Source organism: Streptomyces sp. NPDC002181 (assembly GCF_042890485.1).
GTDB lineage: Bacteria > Actinomycetota > Actinomycetes > Streptomycetales > Streptomycetaceae > Streptomyces.
In genome coordinates, this window is record NZ_JBIASC010000006.1 from 339,001 (window position 1) to 359,952 (window position 20,952).

17 protein-coding genes are annotated in these 20,952 nt (G+C 75.1%); 5 read left to right on the plus strand and 12 right to left on the minus strand.

Annotation, left to right across the window (positions count from 1 at the left end):
- Positions 1 to 127: 127 nt before the first annotated feature.
- From ACFYXV_RS18690 to ACFYXV_RS18710, 5 genes are all read right to left on the minus strand, one after another.
- The gene (locus ACFYXV_RS18690; RefSeq protein ID WP_389383483.1) at positions 128 to 2,419 is read right to left on the minus strand and encodes a lantibiotic dehydratase; all 2,292 of its coding nucleotides are present in this window, start codon (positions 2,417 to 2,419) and stop codon (positions 128 to 130) included.
- A 9-nt stretch (positions 2,420 to 2,428) separates the two neighbouring features.
- A complete protein-coding gene (locus tag ACFYXV_RS18695; protein ID WP_385460801.1) occupies positions 2,429 to 2,710 on the minus strand; it encodes an acyl carrier protein in 282 nt (93 codons plus the stop codon).
- A 98-nt stretch (positions 2,711 to 2,808) separates the two neighbouring features.
- Positions 2,809 to 3,933 carry a threonine/serine dehydratase gene (locus tag ACFYXV_RS18700; protein WP_389383484.1) on the minus strand — a complete coding sequence of 375 codons (1,125 nt, stop codon included), beginning with the start codon at positions 3,931 to 3,933 and terminating at the stop codon, positions 2,809 to 2,811.
- Positions 3,930 to 5,435 (minus strand): amino acid adenylation domain-containing protein, encoded by a 1,506-nt coding sequence (locus ACFYXV_RS18705; protein WP_389383485.1) that lies wholly within the window; start codon positions 5,433 to 5,435, stop codon positions 3,930 to 3,932. Before ACFYXV_RS18705 ends, ACFYXV_RS18700 begins: the two co-directional genes overlap by 4 nt.
- Complete coding sequence (locus ACFYXV_RS18710) at positions 5,435 to 7,786, minus strand: lantibiotic dehydratase (RefSeq protein ID WP_389383486.1); 2,352 nt, start codon at positions 7,784 to 7,786, stop codon at positions 5,435 to 5,437. The genes ACFYXV_RS18705 and ACFYXV_RS18710 overlap by 1 nt, the downstream gene beginning before the upstream one ends.
- 232 nt (positions 7,787 to 8,018) lie before the next feature.
- Between ACFYXV_RS18710 and ACFYXV_RS18715 the strand changes: the two genes are divergently transcribed.
- The 5 genes from ACFYXV_RS18715 (at position 8,019) to ACFYXV_RS18735 (ending at position 12,165) form a co-directional block, all read left to right on the plus strand.
- On the plus strand, positions 8,019 to 8,225 hold the full coding sequence (locus ACFYXV_RS18715) for an MbtH family protein (protein ID WP_385460813.1): 207 nt from the start codon (positions 8,019 to 8,021) through the stop codon (positions 8,223 to 8,225).
- A 231-nt stretch (positions 8,226 to 8,456) separates the two neighbouring features.
- The gene (locus ACFYXV_RS18720) at positions 8,457 to 9,803 is read left to right on the plus strand and encodes a serine/threonine-protein kinase (RefSeq protein ID WP_389383487.1); all 1,347 of its coding nucleotides are present in this window, start codon (positions 8,457 to 8,459) and stop codon (positions 9,801 to 9,803) included.
- On the plus strand, positions 9,796 to 10,203 hold the full coding sequence (locus tag ACFYXV_RS18725; RefSeq protein WP_385460818.1) for a hypothetical protein: 408 nt from the start codon (positions 9,796 to 9,798) through the stop codon (positions 10,201 to 10,203). The genes ACFYXV_RS18720 and ACFYXV_RS18725 overlap by 8 nt, the downstream gene beginning before the upstream one ends.
- A 57-nt stretch (positions 10,204 to 10,260) precedes the next feature.
- Positions 10,261 to 11,763 carry a hypothetical protein gene (locus tag ACFYXV_RS18730; protein WP_385460821.1) on the plus strand — a complete coding sequence of 501 codons (1,503 nt, stop codon included), beginning with the start codon at positions 10,261 to 10,263 and terminating at the stop codon, positions 11,761 to 11,763.
- 72 nt (positions 11,764 to 11,835) lie between these two features.
- Complete coding sequence (locus ACFYXV_RS18735; RefSeq protein ID WP_385460824.1) at positions 11,836 to 12,165, plus strand: hypothetical protein; 330 nt, start codon at positions 11,836 to 11,838, stop codon at positions 12,163 to 12,165.
- Between the two features lie 14 nt (positions 12,166 to 12,179).
- Here the strand turns inward: ACFYXV_RS18735 and ACFYXV_RS18740 are convergent, their stop codons facing one another.
- The 7 genes from ACFYXV_RS18740 to ACFYXV_RS18770 form a co-directional block, all read right to left on the minus strand.
- Positions 12,180 to 13,511, minus strand: a complete 1,332-nt coding sequence (locus ACFYXV_RS18740) for a protein kinase (RefSeq protein ID WP_385460827.1) — start codon at positions 13,509 to 13,511, stop codon at positions 12,180 to 12,182.
- Positions 13,508 to 14,488: a protein phosphatase 2C domain-containing protein gene (locus ACFYXV_RS18745; protein ID WP_385460830.1), complete on the minus strand. Its 981-nt coding sequence runs from the start codon at positions 14,486 to 14,488 to the stop codon at positions 13,508 to 13,510. Before ACFYXV_RS18745 ends, ACFYXV_RS18740 begins: the two co-directional genes overlap by 4 nt.
- A gap of 80 nt (positions 14,489 to 14,568) precedes the next feature.
- Entirely contained in the window at positions 14,569 to 15,234 is a 666-nt protein-coding gene (locus ACFYXV_RS18750; RefSeq protein WP_383337816.1) for a tellurium resistance protein, read from the minus strand.
- A 36-nt stretch (positions 15,235 to 15,270) separates the two neighbouring features.
- Positions 15,271 to 15,399, minus strand: a complete 129-nt coding sequence (locus tag ACFYXV_RS18755; protein WP_385460833.1) for a hypothetical protein — start codon at positions 15,397 to 15,399, stop codon at positions 15,271 to 15,273.
- Between the two features lie 46 nt (positions 15,400 to 15,445).
- Positions 15,446 to 17,119, minus strand: a complete 1,674-nt coding sequence (locus ACFYXV_RS18760; RefSeq protein ID WP_385460836.1) for a hypothetical protein — start codon at positions 17,117 to 17,119, stop codon at positions 15,446 to 15,448.
- A complete protein-coding gene (locus ACFYXV_RS18765) occupies positions 17,116 to 19,659 on the minus strand; it encodes a GTPase-associated protein 1-related protein (protein ID WP_389383488.1) in 2,544 nt (847 codons plus the stop codon). The genes ACFYXV_RS18760 and ACFYXV_RS18765 overlap by 4 nt, the downstream gene beginning before the upstream one ends.
- The gene (locus ACFYXV_RS18770; protein ID WP_389383489.1) at positions 19,656 to 20,951 is read right to left on the minus strand and encodes a hypothetical protein; all 1,296 of its coding nucleotides are present in this window, start codon (positions 20,949 to 20,951) and stop codon (positions 19,656 to 19,658) included. Before ACFYXV_RS18770 ends, ACFYXV_RS18765 begins: the two co-directional genes overlap by 4 nt.
- Between the last annotated feature and the right edge of the window lies 1 nt (position 20,952).

Genomic DNA, 20,952 nt, shown 5'->3' on the forward strand with positions numbered 1-20,952 from the left:
GAAGAAGACGCAGCCGCGCACGCAGCCGCGGGGGGTAGAACGCGCAACGGCGGCCCCGCACGGCGTCTGTCGCTCCGCCGTGCGCGCCGCCGGTACGCGTCGCTCCCCGCGTGGTGCCGTGTTCGGGTCAGCCCTCGTCCACCGCCACGAAGCGCAGCTCGGAGGTGTAGGTCCCGCCCCGGTCGTCGGTCAGCCAGGCCTGTTCGGGGCTCGGCAGCATCTCGGTGAACACGGCCCGGCCCCCCGGCTCCTTGCGGGCCATCCTGCGGACCGCCTTGGCGAGGATGTTGACGTACACCGGGCTGTCGAAGTCCACGTAGAACGGCCTGGTCTCGGTCGGCAGCACGACGAACACGAACCGCGGCAGCTCGCGCAGCTCCCGCCACTGCCGGGCCCGTACGAACCGGCGCGCCTCGTCCTTCTCGTCGGCGAAGTCCATGTCCGACGGCGGCAGCCGCCAGGTCTCGCGCGCCACGACGAGGCGGTCCACGGTGACCCGGGGGGAGTGGTCCGCCCCGTCCGGCAGGATCTGGAACAGGTCCATCGCCAGGGTGGTCAGCACGTGCGAGAACACGTCCACCGCAGGGAACTCGGACCCGTCGGGCAGCACCACCGCCAGCTCGCCGTCCACCCGCTCGGTCACCACCACGTCGGCGCTGAGCACCGTCCGGGGCCGGCCCGGATCGGCGGTGAAGTCGACGAGGGCGACGTAGTGGTCCTCGGGGCGGACCAGGACCTGCCGGGTGCGCACGGAGAGCCGGGAGCGGTGCTCCTTGGGCAGCAGCGGCAGCAGCCGGGGACCGGGATGGTCCCGGCCGGTCAGGGCGAGCAGCTCGCCGGCGTCCGGGTGCTGGTTGACGAACAGGGAGGAGCCCAGGGTGTTGGCCGCGACGTGCAGTTCGCCGAGGACCAGCTCGAAGTCGCCCCGGGCCACGGCCTGTTCCCCGGAGGCGGCGATCATGATGTCGGGGCTGAGGTAGCGGGCGGTGGCCCAGCCCCCGCCCGGGCCGCCGAACTGCTCGGCGACGGGCCCCGCGACGGCATCCAGCGGCAGCCTGACCCGGCGGGTGCCCGGCGGCGGCGACAGGATGGCGTCCCAGCGCCTGCGGAACTCCTGCTGGAGTGCGGCGGATTCCTCGCGGGCGGCGCCGTGCAGGATCGGCATGCAGGCGAACCAGAACGCGGCCAGGTCGACCGGCCCCTGCCCGGCGAGCCGGCGGTACACCTCCCGCGCCCGGGCCATCACGGCATCGGCGAGCCGCGCGGTGAGCCACCCGGCGCTGGTCAGCAGCGGGTCCAGAGGGGCGAGGGCCTCGTGCACGGTCCGCCCGAGGGTGGCGGTTGCCGCCCGCCGGCAGTCGGAGTACACCAGCGCCCGGCAGGGCGCCGTACCCGCCGCCTTCTCGCGTACGGCGGCGGTCTCGGTCAGCGCGACGAACTCCGTCTCCAGCTCCGTCAGCGCGGCCACCAGCGCCTCGGGCCCGTCCGCCTCGCCCACCCGGTCCCGGCCCCGCTCCAGGGCGTCCAGGGCGGCCAGGCCGCTCTCGCGCGGCTCCGCGTCCCCGACCCGGTCCAGCCAGGCCCGCAGATGCCGCTCGGGGCGGGCGTCGGCGGGCACCTCCAGCTTCCACACCACCCACCGGCGGGCGACCAGGTCGGCCAGCACGGCGGACACGTCCACCTCCGGCAGCGCGGCCCGGATCTCCCGCGCCGGGCGTACGCCGTCACAGAGGGCGAGCACCGCGCGCGCTCCCCCGTCGAGGGCCTGGCGCGGCCGGCCCGGCACCGTCACGTCCATGCCGGACTGGCGGACGAACGGCACGCGCCGGGGCGCCACCCACTCCCGTACCGCCGGGTCGCTGTCGATCCGGGCGGCCAGGGCGTCGATGGCCCAACTGGCGAAGTACACCTGCGATCCGGCGATCAGACCGGTGCCGGGGTCGACCTCCACCCCGTGGGTGGAGAGGTCCCAGCGGCCCCAGCCGACCGGGCCGAAGAATCCGATGGTGTCGTTCTTGACGCAGAACCGCTGCCAGTAGTGGGCCACCAGCTCCTCGCGCTGGCGGGGCATGCTGGTGCGGCCCGCCGCGGTCGGCGTCCAGTTCAGGAAGGGTGTGATCCCGGAGGTGAGCACCGGGCGGTTCTGCCAGGCCACCGCCTCCCGGAAGGCGGGCGTCCGGGCGATGTCCTGGAGCGCGTGCGCCGTCTCCACCTGCGCGTCGGCGAACAGGGCGGCGAACTCCCCCCACCGCTCACCGGCCAGGCCGGCCGCGCCCTCCCCGGGATCGAACTTGTCGGCGGCCGAGGCCAGACCGGCCGGGGCCAGCCGCAGCACGCCCCCGGCCGGAAAGCCCGCCCCGCGCAGGGCGAACTGGTCCCACAGCCGCCAGCGGCCGCCGGGTACGTAAGTGTCCGTCATGACCGGCCCTCACGCCTGGACGAAGTCGGCGTGGACGACGTCGGCGAGGTCCGCCGGCGAGGGGTAGGCGAAGACCAGGGCCACCGGGACCTCCGCCCCCAGTGCCTCTTCGAGCCGTGCGGTGATCCGGAAGGCGGTCAGCGAATCGCCGCCCCACTCGTAGAAGTCGCTCTGCTCGTCGAGCTCGGCGACCCCCAGCGTCTCGCGGTAGACGGAGACGACCAGCTCGGTCAGGGCGGTGGCGGTCAGCTGCGCGGTCGGGTTCACGGTCTCGTTCACGGTCGCGGTCATGAGGTCTCCTCCAGGAGCGGATCGGTGAGTGGTGCGGGGGCCGTGCGGGTGGTGCAGGTCGGGGGGTTCAGGTGGTGCAGTGCGTACAGGCAGGGGGTTCAGGTGGTGCAGTGCGTACGGGCAGGGGGCGCGGCCGCGGCGGCCGCCATCAGCGCCGCCTTGGTGTTGCCGCCCGAGACGACGGCGACACGGGGGCCGCTGCCGCTGCCGCCGCCGCCCGCGCGGATCGCCCCGGCCAGCGCGACCGCGCCGGAGGGCTCCGCCTCGATCCCGCGCCGGCGCAGCAGCGCGGCCGCGGCGAGGATCTCCGCGTCGGACACGGCGATCAGGTCGTCGACCCGGTCCCGGATGACGGGGTAGGGCACCTCCCCCGGCTGCTGCCCGCGCAGCCCGTCGGCGACGGAGTCGCCCGGCGCCAGCCGCACGGGATGCCCCGCGGCCAGCGACCTGGCGTAGCGGGGGGTGCCGGCGGGCTCGACGCCCACCACCCGTACCGGGTGCCCGTACGCGGCGAGGCACACTCCGGCGAGCAGCCCGCCCCCGCCGGTCGGTACGTACACGGTCTCGGTGTCGGGCGCCTCGGCCAGGATCTCCAGGCCGACCGTGCCCTGCCCGGCGACCACCAGCTCGTGGTCGGAGGAGGGGATGAGGACCGCGCCCGTCTCCTCGGCCAGCTCCCGCGCCCGGGCGTCGCGCTCGGCGACCCCGCCCGGCACGCGGACCGTGCGCCCGCCGAGGGCCTTGATCACGGCGATCTTGGCGGGATGCGCCCCGCCGGCCAGGACCACGGTCACCTCGGCGCCGAGCGCGCAGGCCAGCCGGGCCAGCGCGATGCCGTGGTTCCCGGAGGAGCCGGTCACCATCCGGCGGGCGCCGAGCGCCAGCACGGCGTTGGCGGCCCCGCGCAGCTTGAACGATCCGCCGTACTGGAGGTGTTCGGCCTTCAGCAGCAGCCCCCGGCCGGTCCGGTGGAGTCCGGGCGCGGGCAGTCCCGGCAGCAGCGGGGTCCGCCGGACCCGGCCGGCGATCCGTGCGGCCGCGGCCTCCACGTCGGCCCGGCCGAGCGGGATTCCCCGGGCGGCGTGGGCGGTCCGTGCGGCCGGTGCGGCAAGTGCGGCCAGTGCCCCGGGTGTCAGGGGCGCGCGCGGTCCGGGCAGTGAGACGGGGGTCATGGGGGTCTTGGCCGTCACGGGCGGGCGCGGTGCGCTCGGTGCGGTGGTCATGTCCGGCCTCCGGTCTGCGACAGGGCGCGGCGGTCGGCCTTCCCGCCGCGGGTGGTGGGCAGTTCCGCCAGCCGCGCGAACCGGCGCGGCATCAGGTGCGGGGGCAGCGTGGCGCCCAGATGGGCGCGCAGCGCCGCGTCCTTCACCTCCGCCAGTTCCCCGGTGACGTGGGCGATCAGGAACACCCGCCCCTGGGCGTCGGTGTCGGAGGTGACGACCGCCCCCGTCACCCCGGGATGGGCCAGCAGCGCGCCCTCCACCTCGGCCGGGTCCACCCGGTAGCCGCGGATCTTGACCTGGCGGTCCCGGCGCCCCAGGTACTCCAGCCCGTTCGGGCCCCGGGCCGCGAGATCGCCGGTCCGGTACATCCGCGCGCCGGGCGGCCCGAACGGGTCCGGTACGAAGCACTCGGCCGTACGGGCGGGACGCCCCCGGTACCCCCGGGCCACCCCCACCCCGCCGATGCAGACCTCCCCGGCGGACCCGTCGGGCACCGGCGACAGCCCGGGGTCCAGCAGCCGGACCACGACCCCGTCGATCGGCGTGCCCACGACGTCGGCCAGGACGTCCGGCTCGGCCGGTACGGCGTGGCGGGTCGAGGTCATCGTGCACTCGGTCGGCCCGTACTGGTTGACCAGCGCGCCCGGCACGAAGGCCCGGCCGCCGGCGGTCAGGAACGGCCGCAGCGACTCACCGCTCGACACCACCACCCGTACGCCGTCGAGCAGTCGCTCCCCGTCCGGCTGCCCGGCCAGGAAGGACAGGAAGGACGGCGTCACGCTGAGCAGCGCCGTCACCGCGTGCTCCCGTACGGCGGCGCCGAACTCCTCGGGCCGCAGCAGCGCCGAACGCGGCACGACGACCAGCCGCCCGCCCGCCAGCAGCGGGGCGAAGGTGTCCCGCAGCGAGGCGTCGTAGCCCAGCGGGGCCACCTGGAGGGCCACCGTGTCCGGGCCGAGGCCGTAGTCGCGGGCGACGAAGCGCAGGTACGAGTCCAGACCGGCGTGTTCGACCAGGACGGCGCTGGGCTCCCCGGTGCTCCCGGAGGTGTGGCTGACGTAGGCGAGGGCCCGCCCGTCGAGCGGACCGCCGCCCCGCGGCTCCGCCCCGTCCGGGCTCCCGGGGCGGTCGAGCAGGACCGGGGGCCCCGGGATCGGCAGGCCGAGCCCGCCGGCGAGGGCCGAGGAGGTCAGCAGCATGTCGGCGCCGCCGCTGCGCACCAGCGCCGCCAGCCGGGCCGGCGGCTGTTCCGGGTCGAGGCTCAGGAAGGCCGCCCCGGAGCGGATCACCGCGGCCGGCGCGACCACGGAGTCCACCCCGCGTTCCACGGCCACCGCGCACACCGTCTCGGGCCCGGCGCCACGCGCCCGCAGAGCCGCCGCCAGCACCTCGACACGGGCGATGAGCTCCCCGTACGTCAGCTCGCCGGCCGGGGTGGTCACCGCGATCCGCCCGGGGTCCAGGGCGGCGTGCCCGGCGATGTCGTCGACGAAGGTCCGCATCACGCGCCCCCGTCCCCGGCGGGCTCCCGCGCCGGCCGCGAGACGTCGGTGACGGTCTGGTCGACGGCGACGAAGCGCAGCTCCGAGGTGAACGCGGCGCCCTCGTCGTCGGTCAGCCAGGCCTGCTCCGGGGTCGGCAGCATCTCGCTGACCTTCAGCCTGGCGCCCGGGTCCTTGCGGGCCAGCCTGCGGGCCGCCTTCGCGAGGATGGTCAGGTAGACCGGACTGTCGAAGTCCACGTAGAACGGACGGGGTTCGGTCGGCGAGACCACGAACACGAAGCGGGGCAGGTCGTGTTCCTGCCGCCAGTGGCGGGCCCTCACGAACCGCTTCGTCTCGGACTTCTCGTCGGCGAAGGCGAGTTCCGACGCCGGGAAGGCCCAGGTCTCGCGCGCCACCACCATCTTGTCGATGCTGATGCGCGGGGTGTGGTCGCCCTCCGGGCGCAGCGTGAACCGGTCCATGACGCGCTGGGTCAGGGTGTTCGCGTACACGTCCAGCAGGTCGAACGCGGCCCCGTCGGGCAGCACCGCCATCAGCAGGCCGTCCTGGTCCTCGACCCGGACGTCGGCGCACAGGACGGTGCGCGGGCGGTGCGGGTCACCGGTGTCGTCGACCAGGGAGACGTAGTAGTCCTGCGGCCGGTCCAGCGAAGGCCTGCTGCGCGTCGACCACTTGAGCGGCAGCTCCTTGGGCAGCATCGGAAGCAGCCGGGGCCCGGGGAAGTCGCGGGTGGTCTCCGCGATCAGCTCCTCGCGGTCCGGGTGCTGGTGGACGAAGAGCGAGGCGCCCATCGTGTTGAGCGCGCTGTGCATCTCGCCCAGCACCATCTCGAAGTCCCCGCGGGCCACCGCGTCCGCGCTGTCGGCGAGCAGCAGCACGTCCGGGCTGAAGTAGCGGGCCAGCGACCAGCCGGCGCCCGCCTCCTCGAACTCCTCGCGCACCCGCTCCGCGATGTCCGCCGAGGAGACCCGGACCCGGCGCGCGCCCTCGGGCACGGCCAGGATCCGCGCCCATTTCGCCCGTAGTTCGGCCTGGACGGCGTCCAGGTCGCGGGTCGCCTCCGGGTACGGGGAGGGCAGGCAGCCCAGCCACATCGCGCCGAGGTCCACCGGCCCGTTCGCGCTCAGCCGCTCGTACACCTCGCGCAGGCGCGGCCGGACCCGCTCCGCGAACCGGTTCGTCATCCAGCGCGCCGCCGTCAGGCACTGCGCGAGCGGGGTCAGCTCGTCCAGCAGGGCGGTGCCGAGGGTGGCGGTCGCCGCGCGCCGGGCGTCGGAGTACACGAGCCCCCGGCAGGGCGCGGTCCGCTCGCCCTTGGACCGCTGGGCGTCGGTGGAGGTCAGCGCCGCGAAGTCCGCTTCCAGCGCGGCGATCGCCGAGGTCAGCGCTTCCGCGTCGAGGCCGGCCGCCTGCACGGCGTCCCGTCCGCGCTCCAGTACGGCCAGCTTCTCCAGGGCCGGCCCGCGCAGGGCCGGGTCACCGATCCGCTCCAGGACGGCGCGCAGCTCGCGCTCGGGGTAGGTGCCCGTCGGCACGTCGAGGCGCCAGTGCACCCACCGCTTGGACACCAGCCACTGCACGGCCTCGGTCGCCTCGGCCACCGGGATCCCCAGCGCGGCGGCGATCGCGGCCGGCGGCCGGGTCCCGTCACACAGGTCCAGTACGGCCCGGGCGGTCTCGCCGATGGGCTGCGCCGGCCGGCCCGGCAGGTGCACGGACAGGCCCTCGGCCCGTACGAAGGACACCCGGCGCGGCGGGATCCACGCCCGCATCGCGGGGTCGGCGTTCAGCGACTTGGCGAGGGCGTCGACGGCCCAGCTGGCGAAGTAGACCCGCGAGTCGGCGAGGAACCCGCCGGTGCCGGGGTCGACCTCCACCCCGTGGGTGGAGAGGTCCCAGCGGCCCCAGCCGACCGGGCCGAAGAATCCGATGGTGTCGTTCTTGACGCAGAACCGCTGCCAGTAGTGGGCCACCAGCTCCTCGCGCTGGCGGGGCATGCTGGTGCGGCCCGCCGCGGTCGGCGTCCAGTTGAGGAACGGGGCGATGCCGGTGCGCAGCACGGCCGGGTTCTGCCAGGCCACGGCGGCCCGGAAGCGCGGCGAGGCGGCGATGGACTGGAGCAGTCCGGCGGTGGCGACGGCGCCGTCGTCGAAGGCCCCGGTGAAGGCCTCCCAGTCCGGGCCGGCGAGGGCGTCCGAGGGGCCGAACTTGTCGGCGGCCGGCGCGAGTCCGGGCGGAGCCATGCGCAGGACCCCCTCGGCCGGGAAACCCGGACCGCGGAGTGCGAAGTGCTCCCACAACCGCCACCCGCCGGTGGGCAGGTGCACGGTCTCTGGGGTGTCCGACATGGCGGAGCTCCTTCCAGCCTGATGGGGTGACGTGGCCGGCGGCGCTGTACCTCTCGGTCGCCACCCTGGCTGCCCCGAACACTGCCGCCGCGCGCACCGGCGCCACCAGGGAAGGAGCGGCAGCACCGACCGCCGGTCCTTCTGCGCGTTTGTCCCTATGGCGCCCCCGCCCCGGCCCTGCACGCTGTGACCCATCACGGAACAGCCGAACAACAAAGGGAGGGCCGGACCGATGACCGAGACGGACGAGAGCGGCTACCGCGTCGTACGCAATGACGAGGAGCAGTACTCCATCTGGCGGGCGGACCGGGAGCTTCCGGCCGGCTGGCAGGCCGAGGGCACGCAGGGCACCCGCCAGGAGTGCCTGGACCACATCGCGCAGGTGTGGACGGACATGCGCCCGCTGAGCCTGCGCCGCCGCATGGCCGCGGCATCCTGAACGGGGGCTCGAAACGCCGGTCGGCGCGGCTGAGCCGCGGGGGAACGGAGCCCCGCCGACCGGTGCACCACCCGGGGCCGCAGGGAGGCCCGCCGCCGACGGCGCGCGGGCGCGCGGGCCGTGGCACGCGGGCCGTGGCGCCCGAAAACAGCTCTTTCCCGGCGGGGCGCGGCGGTTCGGGGTAGAACTGGTGCTCCGCCGAAGCCGTGATCGGACGCCGCGAGGGGGGCCATGGCGCAGGAGAGAGGGCCCGGATCGCTGGTCGGTGGTCGCTACCGGCTGATCAGCGGGTCCGCGTCCAGTGCTCATACGGAGCCCGTCGTCGTATGGGAGGCCCTGGACGAGACCCTGCACAGACGCATGGACATCCAGGAGGTGCGGGCTCCCTACGGGCTGACCGACGAAGGACGCGCGCGGTGGCGGGAAGGCGTCGTACGCAGGGCCCGGGTCCTCGCGGCCGTCAGCTCCCACCCGAACATCGTGCCCGTGGCCGACCTCTTCGCCACTGACGAAGTCCTCTGGCTGGTCACCGAGCACGTGGCGGACCGGACCGCGTACGAGTACGTGAGGGAGCACGGCCCCGTGCCCGCCCTCCGGGCCCGGCGGGTCGCGAGGGCGCTGATCGGAGCACTGGCCGCGATGCACGACGTCGGCATGGTGCACGGCAACGTGACACCGTCCAGTGTGCTGCTCGACGACTCCGGCCGGGCGTGGCTCACCGGCATCCGGTTGTCGCCGGCGGGATCCGCGCAGGGGAGCGTCACCGGGGTTCCGCAGTACATGTCCCCGGAGCAGCTCGAAGGCCGCGAACCGAGCGTGGAGAGCGATCTGTTCGCCCTGGGGGCGACGCTCCACCACCTGGTCCAGGGTGTCGGGCCGTTCCATCGGGACACCCTGGCGGCGACCCTCGCGGCGGTCCTGGGTGTGAGCGAGGACCCACCGCAACCGTTGCGCGACCCTGCTCTCGCTCCGCTGATCAGCGGACTTCTGCGGAGAGATCCCGCACGACGCCTGACGCCCGGCGAGGCACGCCGCCTGCTCGACGACCTCGACCACGGGTATGAGGCTGCCGCGCGGGCGTCCGCCCGTAGCACCGCCGCCCTTCCGCAACCGGCCACCTTGGCATCCGCGCCGCCGGATCCGGATCCCGCCCCCGCGATGACCCCGTCCCCCGGCCGGCCGGTGCCGGTCGGCCCGTTCGGTCTCGACCTGGTCCGGGTGCTGATCCCGGCCGTACTGGTCGTGTGGCTGCTCGTCGCGGGCATCAGGACCGAGGGCGCGCCGGCGTTCCTCGCGGCGGCGGTGCCATGGGCCGTGTTCGGGCTCGCGCTGGCTCTGCTGGGCCTTGAGGCCCGCACCGCACTGCGCCGGGGCGGACGCGTACGGGGGACCCGCGCCGCGGCACCCGCCGCTCGGGTCCTGAGGTCGGTGGCGCCGCCCGCGCCCTGGTCGGCGCAGGAGCACCGGGCACGACGCGAGCGCGCCGGGAGAACGGTCGACGAGGCACTCCTGAGGCTGGACCGGCTGACGGCCGAGGTCTCACGAGGCCGTGGCGGGGACGGTGGGACCGATGTCTGAGTACGACTCCTCGCCCCGCCCCGTACCACCGTCGCCCCCGGCGGCGGCTCTCGGAGGCGTTGACGGGCAGCCGGCGTTCACGCCGTCGTCCGCGGGCCTCGTACCGCCGTTCCCCGACGCCGAAGAGGCGTTGAAGTGGAACGGCATCGAAGCCGACCACCTCGCTTGGCGCCGCCAACTGGTCGAGCGCCAGTTGCGGCAGGAGCGACTGGACCAGTGGATGGGATACGGGTTCCGCCTGCTGGAATACCTGATCGTCATCGGCTTCGGCCTGGCGTTCGTCTGGCTGGGCGTCTACGCCGTGGACCACGAGGCCTCCCTGCAGGCGGTGCCGCTGATCGGCGGTGGAATCGCCGGACTGGCCGGGGCGGTGCTCGCGGTGCGCAACAGGCGGGGGTAATCGGCGGACACGGTGGGGTCGGATCCGTAGGGTGGCGGGAACACGGGGGAGGTGTGCATGGGGGCACGGCGGTTACCCGCGCTCGCGCAGTACCGGAACGACGCGGTCACGCGCCATCTGTGCGCCGGCGCGCATCTGGACGAGGGCTTCGCGCGGGACGTGGACGTGGAGCTCACGGAGGACCGGCTGCGCGCCACCGGGCTCTCCCTCGGCATCGATCTGGTGGCGCTGGCCCGCCACGGCCGCGCCGCGGTCCGGCGGATCGACGTACGGGACCGACGGCTCGCCTGGATCTGCGGCGCCGGGGTGTGGGCCGCCGTGCCCTTGCTGCTGTACGCGCTGGTCAGCGGCGCGTGGGGGCTGGTGTACACGGCCGCCGGGCTCGTCCTCCTCGCCTACGCGAGCGCCTGGTGGCTCGTCCACCAGGCCGAGAGCCGGGCCCGTACCGCCGCCCTCGCCGTGGAGCACGGCGCGGAGCGCCCCGCAGATCTCGCCCCGGCCGTCGAACCCGAGGTGGAGCGGCGGCTGCTGGAGCAGAAACGGGCCAACGTGGTCCCCTACACCGCGAGCGCCGAGCGCACCAACCCCTTCGTCGGCAGCGGCTCCAGGCTCAAGGAGATGGTCTGGCAGCCCATCGACGTCAGCCGGCCCGCCGACGACCCGGCGGGCAACGGCGCCAAGCTGGTGATCAAGCCCTTCGACGCGGTCGACCTGCACACCTACGTGGCCCGCGAGATGGAGAACATCGCCGGCCTCAAGGGCCTCCAGGTCCGCAACCGGCTCTACGTCATCGGCAATCACGTGCCGTACGTCGGGGACGAACTGCTGCCGGACCGGCTCCGCCGGCCGCTCGCCCAGATCCCCAAACAGCTCGTCCAGGCCGGCCTGATGCAGTCCGGGGCCGGCATGCGCACCTATCTGAGCCTGGTCCGGGCCGGCGAGGGCGGCCGCGCCATCGTTTCCATGCACCTGCGCGCCCGCCTCCACCACCCCAGCCTCACCTGGGAGGTCTCCGCGTACGGCATCCCCCCGCTCCAGGAGCGCTTCGACCGGGTGAACAGGCTGCCGGTGGACGGCTTCGAGCGCTGGTGGAGCCTGGTGTCCCACGCCACCGGAGCCGCCGGGCCCGCGCTGCTCGGCGCGGCCTCACGGATCTCCCGCCGCTCCTCGGCCCGCCGCGGGCGCGTGCGCGCCCTGGAGAAGGTGCGCCGCGAGATCGACAAGCGACACGTGCTGTACGACTACGGCGCCGTCGACAGCATCCGCGAACGGGTCGCGGACTGGAACCAGTTGGGCTACACCGAACGCACCGACTCCCAGGACTTCCTCCAGCGCCTCCAGCAGGGTGTGCTGATAGCGACGGAGCGGTTCCTGAAGGACCACAACGTCGACACCAGCTCCTACGACCAGGCGCAGCAGGTCATCAACACGCACACCTACACCTTCCAGGGCAGTGTGCAGGCCGGCGTCATCGGCGACAACGGCACCGTCAACCACCACGGCGGTCAGGGAGCCCCACCCGGCGGACCTCCGGGGGGCCAGGGCCGCGGCGCGCCCTGACCGCGCCGCCGCCGACCGCCGACCGACCACCCACCCCCCCCGACCACCGGCCTTCGGAACACAGGAGAGCGAATGGGCACCTTCAACTTCAACGGGGACGTCAACGCCGGCGTCATCGGCGACAACGGCACCGTCAACATCGGGCAGCAGGACGGCGGAGCCGCCCAGACCCTGCGGCTGGCCGCCGAGCTCGCGCAGTGGCTCCGCGACCAGGGTGCGGCCCCGGGCCGCATCGAGGCGGCGGACGTCCTGCGCGGCGAACTGGACCGGGCCGCGCAGGAGGGCCGCCCCGCCGAGCCGGGGGTGATCCGCCGCTCCCTGGAGACCATCACCCTCGGTCTGGGAGTCGGCAGCGGCGGACTCGCCCTCGCCCAGGAGATCAGCCGCCTCCTGGGCAGCTGAGCCGCCCGAAGGCGCTATTTCGCCCGTACGACGGCCCGCGCGCCGCCGAAGTCCAGCTCCAGGCCCGAGCGCAGCGGCACGGTCTGCCCCGGGTCGATCCGCTGCGTGGAGCCGTCCGCGCGGGTGCCCGTCCAGGTCGAGGCCGACCGGTTCGCGAGCCCGAACCGGCCCGGCTTCTGCGGGTGTTCGGTCAGCACCGCGACCAGCGTGCCGTCGCCGTAGTCGTGCCGGGCCGGCTCCGGGGCCAAGTGGTGGGCCTGCACCCGCGAGGACCGGTGGAGCAGGATGTGGTGCTCGGTGCGGGGCGGGGGAGTGATCAGCACCAGCCGCGGCGGCAGCACCAGCCTGCTGCCGCACCCCCAGCAGGTGCCCGGATCGGCGGACCGGGGCTCCGTCATGTTCTGCCGCCCGCAGTGCGCGCACTCCACGACCGCGTCGAGCACCGCCCGCAGGGTGTCCCGCCACTGCGACTCGCGGACGCGCGTCGACGGATCGTGCAGGCCCGCCGTGAAGTTCTTCGTGAACAGCTCCCGCAGCGAGTCCGGAGCCGCCGCCCACGTGGCCAGTACGGTCGCCTGCTCGGCCGGGTCGGGCTCGTTGGACCGGTCCTGCGGATCGAAGACGAACAGCGGCTGCCTCCCGTACAGCTTGCGCTCCGCCACCTCGTCGAGGCAGTGGATCGCCAACTCGCGTTTGCCCTTCAGCGGATGATGGTTCATCAGCAGCATGAACAGCAGCACCGACAGGGAGTGCAGATCGCTCTGCGTCCCGGGGGTGACCCCCGGGTCGCCGCGCACCAGCTCGGGCGCCATGAACTCCATGGTCCCCGAGATGCCGGTGCTGTCGCCCTCCACCACCGCGTTGTCGTTGTCGCAGACCAGCACGTCGCCGGTGGCCGGGTCGAAGAAGATGTTGCCCCAGGAGATGTCCCGGTACGCGATCCCCCGCGAGTGCAGGGCCTGGTACGCCTCGACCGTGTAGAGACAGGCCTTCAGCAGGGCCCGCGTCGAGGTGCGCAACTGCCGACGGAACAGCAGGGGCAGGCCCTTGAACCGGTCCGGGCGGATGTCCATCAGGTACCCGAACCCGCCTCGCCCGTCGGCCACGAAGTCCAGGGGCCACAGGAAGCGGTCGTCGTCGAAGCCGCGGCCCACCAGCTGGCGGACGATGCCCTCCTGCGCGGGGGTCGCGCAGGCCGGGTAGTACCACTTGAGCGCCTGGTACCCGGCGGGGGTCCGCACCCGGTAGACCTCCCCCTGGCCACCGGCACCGAGCAGGTCGAACACCTCCACGCCCAGACCGCTGTCGGTGGTCAGCAGGGTCCCGCTGTCGAGCATGCCGCTCATTCGTCTCTCCCGTGAGGGTCGGTCGGTGGTGCCGGGTCGGTGGCGGGGCCCGGTCCCGCGGCCGCCGCCGGTTCCGGGGCCGTGTCCGTGGCCGGGGCCGGCGTCGGAACCGGCGTCGGAACCGGCGGGGCGCTCTGGTGCCAGGCGGCCACGAGGGTGGTGTCGTCCCCCGAGTGCTGCGAGGCCCGGGCCAGCCACTGGGGCAGGACCGCCCGTACGGTGGCCGTGCCCTCCTCCGACAGCCGGTCGTCCAGCCCGGCCATGAACTGCAGGAACCCCCGGTCCGAGGCGAAGCTCTTCGACAGCCCGTCGGTGGAGACCGCGACCAGCCGGGGCGCCCGCCAGGGGGCCGTCACCGGCGCCCAGTACGTGCGTACGCGCAGCCACGCCTCCGGGGTGCACAGCGACTCCGTCTCGTCCCCGAGGTCCGCCTCGGCCGGCGCGAGCGGTACGGTCACCCGCCCGGCGTCGTCCACCACCGTCAGCTCACCGTCCCCGAGCTGCCAGGCCGCGAACACCCGGGGTGTGAGCACCGCGCCGACGAGCGTGCTCCCGTACAGCAGCACCTTGTGTTCCTCGGACAGCCCCGGCTCCTCGTGGGAGCTGGTCCGCTCCCAGTTGCCGAGCACCTTCATCCGCCAGGCGTTGACCAGCTGGCGGGGGAAGGCGTGCTCGGCGTAGTGCATCAGCCAGGCCAGGCTGGGCGGCCGCTCGTCACCGCGCGGCTGCGCGAGCACCCCGAACCGGCGGGCCTCCTGGACGAAGAGGTCCACGGCGTAGCGGGAGCCCAGGTGGCTGCGGGCGTGCGCCGCCGAGCCGTGGCCGTCGGCCACCGCCATGATCAGCGGCTCCTCCGCCGTGCCGCGCCCCGAGACCTCGCAGTAGTCCTGGTTGCGGCTCTTGTTCACGCCCTGGACGCTCTCGCGGAGCGTGGTCCACAGCGGCAGCGGCGCGGCGGGCGGAGGCCCGGACGACACGGCCGACACGGGTGGTTCGGCCGGTAGGGGCGGTTCGGCCGGTGTGGGTGGTACCGGTGGTTCCGGTGGCACGGGCCCGCTCACCACACGTCGTCGTCATCGTCGTCGTCGAGCACGGGCGGGGCGTACGCCGGCTGTTTCGCCAGCGGGTCCGTCGCGCCCGCCACCATCTGCGAGGCCGCCTTGACCGCCGCCGTCGAGGCCCACCGGATCGCCGCCGCCAGCTGCTTGGGCGTGTTCGCGTCCAGCGGCTGCAGCTCGGGATTGCCGAGGAACTCCTGGAGCACGGTGCGGTCGGCGTCCGCACCGATCGCGATGGCCACCCGTACGGCCTTGCGCCCCCACGGGGTCGCGTCGACCGCCCGCAGCCCCGCCTTCCAGTCGTCCGTCGGCACCCCGTCGGAGACCAGCGCCAGCACCGGCTTCAGCGCCCGCTGCGGCATCGGCGGGGTGTCCAGCTCGCGGGCCACCATCTGGAGCGCCTCGCCCAGGTTCGTCATGCCGTCCACCTGGACGTCCTGCCAGGTGAAGTTCTCCACCGGTACCGGGTCCCGGTGGTGCCAGCGGGCCGTCGTGGAGAACGTCAGGGTGCGCAGCAGCAGCTGGGCCGCCGGATTGTCCTGCGCCACCGAGCGCATCTCCGGAACGGCCTCTCTGATCGCGTAGTTGAGCTGGCCGATCTTCTCGCCCTGCATCGAGTACGAGCAGTCGAGCAGCCAGATGAAGTGGACGGGCCGGTTCGCCATCGGCCCGCCGGGGATGTCACTCACCGCTAATCTCCTTCAACTCCCGAGCCATTGCGGTACGTACCGCACGAGCGCCGCCACCGCGGCGGCCACCGTCATCACGACCGCCGCCACGAACAGGACCAGCATCAGCAGCCGTCCCCGTGCGATCTGCGGTGTCACCATGGGCAGTTGCTCCTCTCAGTGACCATAGGGGCTCCCTCGCCCCACGTCACAGGCTTGATCGATCCGGTGCGGCCGTGTCGGTACGGCGGCGCGGGCGCGGCATCCGGGGCAGGCGCGGCCCGGGCGCCGCCGCAGGCCGCCCGCCGAACCGCAGGCCCGTCCGGGACAGCAGCCACAGCACGGGCTCCGCCGCCCGCCGCTGTTCCGACACGAGGGCGCCCGCCCCGGTGGCCGCGCGGGCGCTGACCGCCCAGTAGCGGCGCGCCGCGAAATCGTGGCCCAGGATGCGGACCAGCTCGCCGAGGCCGATCTCCTCCAGCCACGCGTCGACCGGGTCCTGTGGCCGCGGCAGCGAGCTCAGCCGGTCCAGTACGTCCCGCTTGGTCACCACCACCGCCACCCCCAGGCGCCCGCGCCGGCCGCCCAGGCCCTGGAGCTCACCGGTGAACGCCGCGTACGTGTCCACCGGACCGAGGTCGGCCGGCCGGGCCTCCACCGCCAGCCTCCCGTCGCCCCCGTGCAGCGCGCGCCGTACGCCGAGCGCGGCCAGCACGTCCGCGACCAGCACCACCCCGTCGGCGTGGGCGAGGTACTGCTGGAGCCGCGTGGTGGCCGCGTCGCGCAGCGACTCGCCCATCGGGTCGTACAGGTACAGCAGCCGCCTGCGCTTGAGCGGCCCGCGCCCCCACCCGATCAGCAGCATCAGCGCCCGCGGCTGTCCGCCCTGCGTCTTGAGCGCCCACCCCGAGGTCTCCAGCTGCCGGCCCAGGGTGTTCGCCTCGCGCCGGTCGGCGGTGGAGGCGAACTCGACCGTCAGCGCGCTCTCGTGCGACCAGGACCGCAGCCCCTCCAGCACCGCCGCCATCAGCATGGTCTTCCCGGCCGAGGTGCCCCCGATCAGCGGCAGGTGCACCACCCGCGTCGTCCCCACGGCGGCCGGCAGCTCCTTGTCGCAGTGCGGGCAGCGCAGGGTCAGCTTGCGCCTCCCGGCCAGGGCGGTCGTGGGCAGCGCCCGCCCGCACCGGCAGACGTGCCGCAGCGCCCCGAACCGCCCGGGCCACAGCTCGCGGTGGGCCGCCCCGCAGCCCGGGCACACGTGCACGGCCAGCGGGAACGGCCGGTAGCAGCCCGGGTACGGGCATTTCATGCGGATGCCGCGTGCCAGCTTCCACAGCCGCTCCGCGCTCCTGCCGCCCGTCACCCCGGCCAGTGCGACGCCCCCGACGAGCAGCAGCTGCACGGCGAAGGCCGCGGCGACGGCGAGGAGCAGGGCGGAGGCGAGGAGCGCGGACAGCAGCGCGGCGAGTGCCGTAGCCGGGGCGACCAGCCGCAGCACGAGCCGCCCGAAGGCGTTCCCGGCGCGCACCCCGCTGGATCCGCCCCGTCCTCTCAGCAGCCGGCCGCGGACGATCTCGTCGAGCCAGTGGTACACCAGCAGGTACCACACGGTGTGCGCGGCCGCCTGCACGGCGGCCACCGCGTCGATCCACATCTGCCGGGCCCAATAGGCGGGCTGGACGGGTTCCGGCCCGGGGTACGGGTCGATTCGCGGGTCGGCGACACCGGGGGTCCGCGGCGCGAAGGAGGCGATGACCGCGCCCAGGGCCAGCGCCAGGAACCGCCACAGCCCGTACCCGAGGCAGACGAGCACCCCGATCGCCACCGTGGTCCAGCCGAACGTCCTCGCGAGGAACCCGGGGTCCACCCCGCCGACGTTCACGGCCGTCTCCGGTCGTCGCCGGATCCTCCGGACCCGCCGGACGCGAGGGGGCCGCCCGCGTCGCCGGGCGCGATGGGGCCGCCCGACCCGCCGCGCGGCGGCGGGTCCGCGGGCGCGCCCTTCGCGCCGCGCCGGCCGGAGCCGGCGAAGCGGTCGCGCAGCCGTCCGAACGCGCCCGGCCGCTGCCAGCCGCGGAAGTCCGCCCCCCGGCCGCCCAGCACCTCCTCCAGCGCGGCGAGCTGCGGCGCCGGCAGGCCCCGTACGACCGGGCGCAGCACGCCGTCGAGCAGGTCGGCGCGGGCCTCCTGCCACACCGGGCCCGCCTGGGGCTGCGAGGACCAGGTGGCGAAGCACTCCGCCGCGTACCGGGGGTCGAGCCTGAGCCGGTCCGCGACCCGCGGCTGCCGGGCGGCTCGGCGGTACGCCGCCAGCAACTCGGCGTCCTCGCTCTCGATCAGGGCCCGGACCTCGCCTTCGTGCCGGTTCTCGTCGAGCAGTTCGGCGGCCACCGCCGCGTAGGCGTGCTCCCGGGCCGTGGGCGTCGGGTCCGCCGTGACCAGGGCCAGGGCCCGGCGGACCCATCCGGGTCCGGTCTGCCGGGTCCGTACGTTCAGGGCCAGCTCCAGCAGCAGCAGTGAGGACCGCAGCGGGGCGGGCAGTGGAGATGCGGAGCGTCGCAGCAACTCCACCGCCAGCACCTCCGCGTCCCGGTCCCCGGCCGGGGCGGAAGCGGCGGCCCGCGCGAGCAGCTCCCAGGTGCCGGCCTCCTGGTGGGCCCGCTCGCCCAGGGCGGACAGCGCCAGTGAGGCCTCGCCCGCGGTCGGCGGCTGCTCGCCCCACACCAGCCGCATCGCCGTCCGCAGCACCAGCGGATCCTCCTCCAGCGAGGCGCCGGACGTTTCCACGAGCCGGGTCAGCGCCCGCACCCGGTCCCCGACCGCCGCCCCCCAGGCCTGTGCCTGCGCGCACATCCGCAGGTTCGGCAGCGGCCCGGCCCCGGCCAGCGGCAGCGGCGGGCCGGCGAACAGCCGGGCTCCCGCCGCCGGATCCCCCGCCGCGCGCCGGTCGAGCCGGTGGAGTACGAGCTCCCGCAGCCGCGGCAGCTCCGCGAGCGCGTCCCGTACCGCCTCCCCGTCCGCCGTCCCCGGGTCGTCGATCAGGGCCTGCGCCAACTGCCGTGCCAGGTCCGGCAGCTGCTCCCCGGTGTCCACGCCGAGCTCCGCCGCGACCCGCAACAGGGCGACCCGGTCGGCGGGCCGGCGTGCCGGGTCGGTGAGCGCCGCCCGCAGCTCCGGCGCCAGCCCGGCCGCGAGCCGCAGCCGGGCGGGTTCGCCCAGCAGCCCGGCGGGCGGGGCCGTGCCGCCCGAGCGGACCGCCGCGGCCAGCGCCGGCTCCACCAGCGGCTCGATCACCTCCGGGGGCGCCCACCCGGCCAGCGCCGACAGCAGCCGCCCGCTCGCCGCCGTCTCCTCGGGCCCCCGGTCCTCGGCCGGCCGGGCCAGCGCCAGCGTCAGGGCCCGCAGGTGAGCGTCGTCCAGCGCGGTCCGGTGCGCTGCCGCCCAGTCGGCGGCCGCGGCCCGCCCCGCCGAGTCCAGGCCGACACCGGCGGCGAGCGCGAGCGCGGCCAGCGGGCCCGCCTCGTACGGCCCCGGCCGGCCGGACGGATCGCCGGGCCGCACCGGCAGTCGCCGGACGTGGGCGAACAGCTCCTGCCGCCGCGCCTGCCAGATCCGCGCGGCCGTCTGCGCCCACGGGTCGGGGGCCGCGGCGGGCGCCGCCGCGCGGGCGGCGTCGTACACCCGGTAGCGGTGCTCCTGCCCGGCGAGGCCCAGGCCGTCCTCCGGCACCACGCCGATGATCTGCTGCCGGGCGAGGTGCGGGCGCCGGGTGTACGTGGTGAAGGTGAGCCATTGCCCCCGCCGGTGCGGCAGCACACTGCAGGCCAGCATGATCCACCAGGCCACGGCCTCGCTGTCCTGCTCCACCAGTACCAGCTGCGGGGCCGCCGGATCCTCGACGAGCCGCCGCACGTCCGCGAAGAAACCCGCGAGCCAGCGCCCCCGGGCGGCCACGAAGGCCGCGAGCGCACCGAGGTCCAGGGGGCCCGGGGCCGGCACCGAAGCCAGCGGCGGCACGGGCGCCCCGGCCGGCGGGGAGTCGGCCGCCCACTGCGGGGAGCCCCAGGCGGTGATCGGCAGCTGCCCCGGGGCGGGCCGCTGCGTGTCCGCGGGCTCGGGCAGGTGCACCGCGTGGGCGTGGAAATTGCCCCAGCGGCCGCTGTAGTCGGCGCCCGTGTACACGGAGCGGGCCAGCAGCCGGCTGCCGTCGGACAGCACGTTCAGACTCAAGGCCTCGGGAAAGGAGCCCAGTTGGTCGGCGCTCGGGCGCGGCGGCGCGTCCCGGGGCGGCTCGTACCCGATCAGCTGCTCGGCCTCGCGCAGCAGCGAGGCGGGCACGCCGGGGCTGACGGCGGTGAACCGGAAGCCCGAGCCGTCCGGACCCGGCGGCGCCGAGGTGTAGTGCAGTTGCGCGAGGTTCACGCCCGTCCTCCCTCGTTCACGCCCGCGGCCGTGGCCGTACGGCGCCCCGCACCACCGGCGCCGCCGGTGGTGCTGCGCGGCAGCAGCCCGCCCAGCCCCAGCAGCCACAGCAGCGGATCCTCCACCCGCAGCGGCTGCGGCCCCGATCTGGGCGCGTCGGCCGGGGCGTGCGCGGGCGGCGGGGAGCCGAGCGCGGAGAGCCCGAACAGCGACAGCTGCGCGAAGTCCCGGTCCAGCTGCCGGAACAGGGCTCCCGAGTCCCAGCCGTCGAGCAGCCCCCGCATCTCCTCGTGCACCGCCATCCGGTCCTCGTCGTCCACGGCCCCGCCCGCGTGGCCGGCGTTGCGCCGCAGCGGCGAGTGGTCCCCCAGCAGCGAGAACAGGGAGTCCGTCTTGGTCACCGCCACCGCCACCGGCGTGGTGACCCGGCCGCGCGAGGTGCCCCGCCCGTGGGCCCGCAGCTGCGCCGCGAGGTCCGCCGCGATCTGCTGCGGCGGGGTCTCCACCGTGGGCAGCGGAAGGTCCGCGTCCACCGGCAGCTGGTCCCGTACGGCCCGCATCTGGAGCGGGTCCACCAGCAGGATGATCCCGTCGGCGGCCGCCAGGTAGTGCGTGTAGCGGTCCATGGCCTCGGCGCTGCCGAGGTCCTCGCCCGCCGCGTCGAAGAACACCAGCGCGGTGTGCCGGCTGCCGTCCCCGCGCAGCCGGCGGCGCAGCGGCAGGCTCAGCCGGTACAGCAGCGGGTCGTTGAAACCGAGCGCCGCGGGTCTGGTCGCCTCCGGCAGCCGCAGCCGGTCGTACAGGTCCTCGGCCATCTCCCGGTCGCGGCGCTGGGTTTCGCCGCCCATCGCCGTGATGGACGCCCCGTACGCGCGCCCCACCCGGTTGCGCAGTTCGTTGATCAGGACGGAGACGTACGTGCTCTTCCCGGAGGCCTTGGGGCCCAGCAGGGCGATGATCCGGGTGTCCTGGTCGGTGTAGTCGCTCGGGAAGTCGCTGTGGCAGCGCAGGCAGACCCGGACCGGGGTGGAGACCCCGCAGTGCGGGCAGTCCGCGCGGGTGGCGCCGCCGCTGCCGAGGCGGCCGGCGAGGCCGCGCGCGGCGGTGAAGACCGGTCCGCGCATCTTCAGTGCGGGCGGCACGCTGGGGCCCATGAACTCCGCCCAGGTGTCGTCCAGTTCGGCGGTGCACGGTTTTCCGCCCCGGACGCCGGTGGCGGACATCTGGCAGCGGTACGGCAGCCGGGCGGCCGCCGAGCGGTCGAAGCAGTAGGGGCAGACGACGGAGGTCATG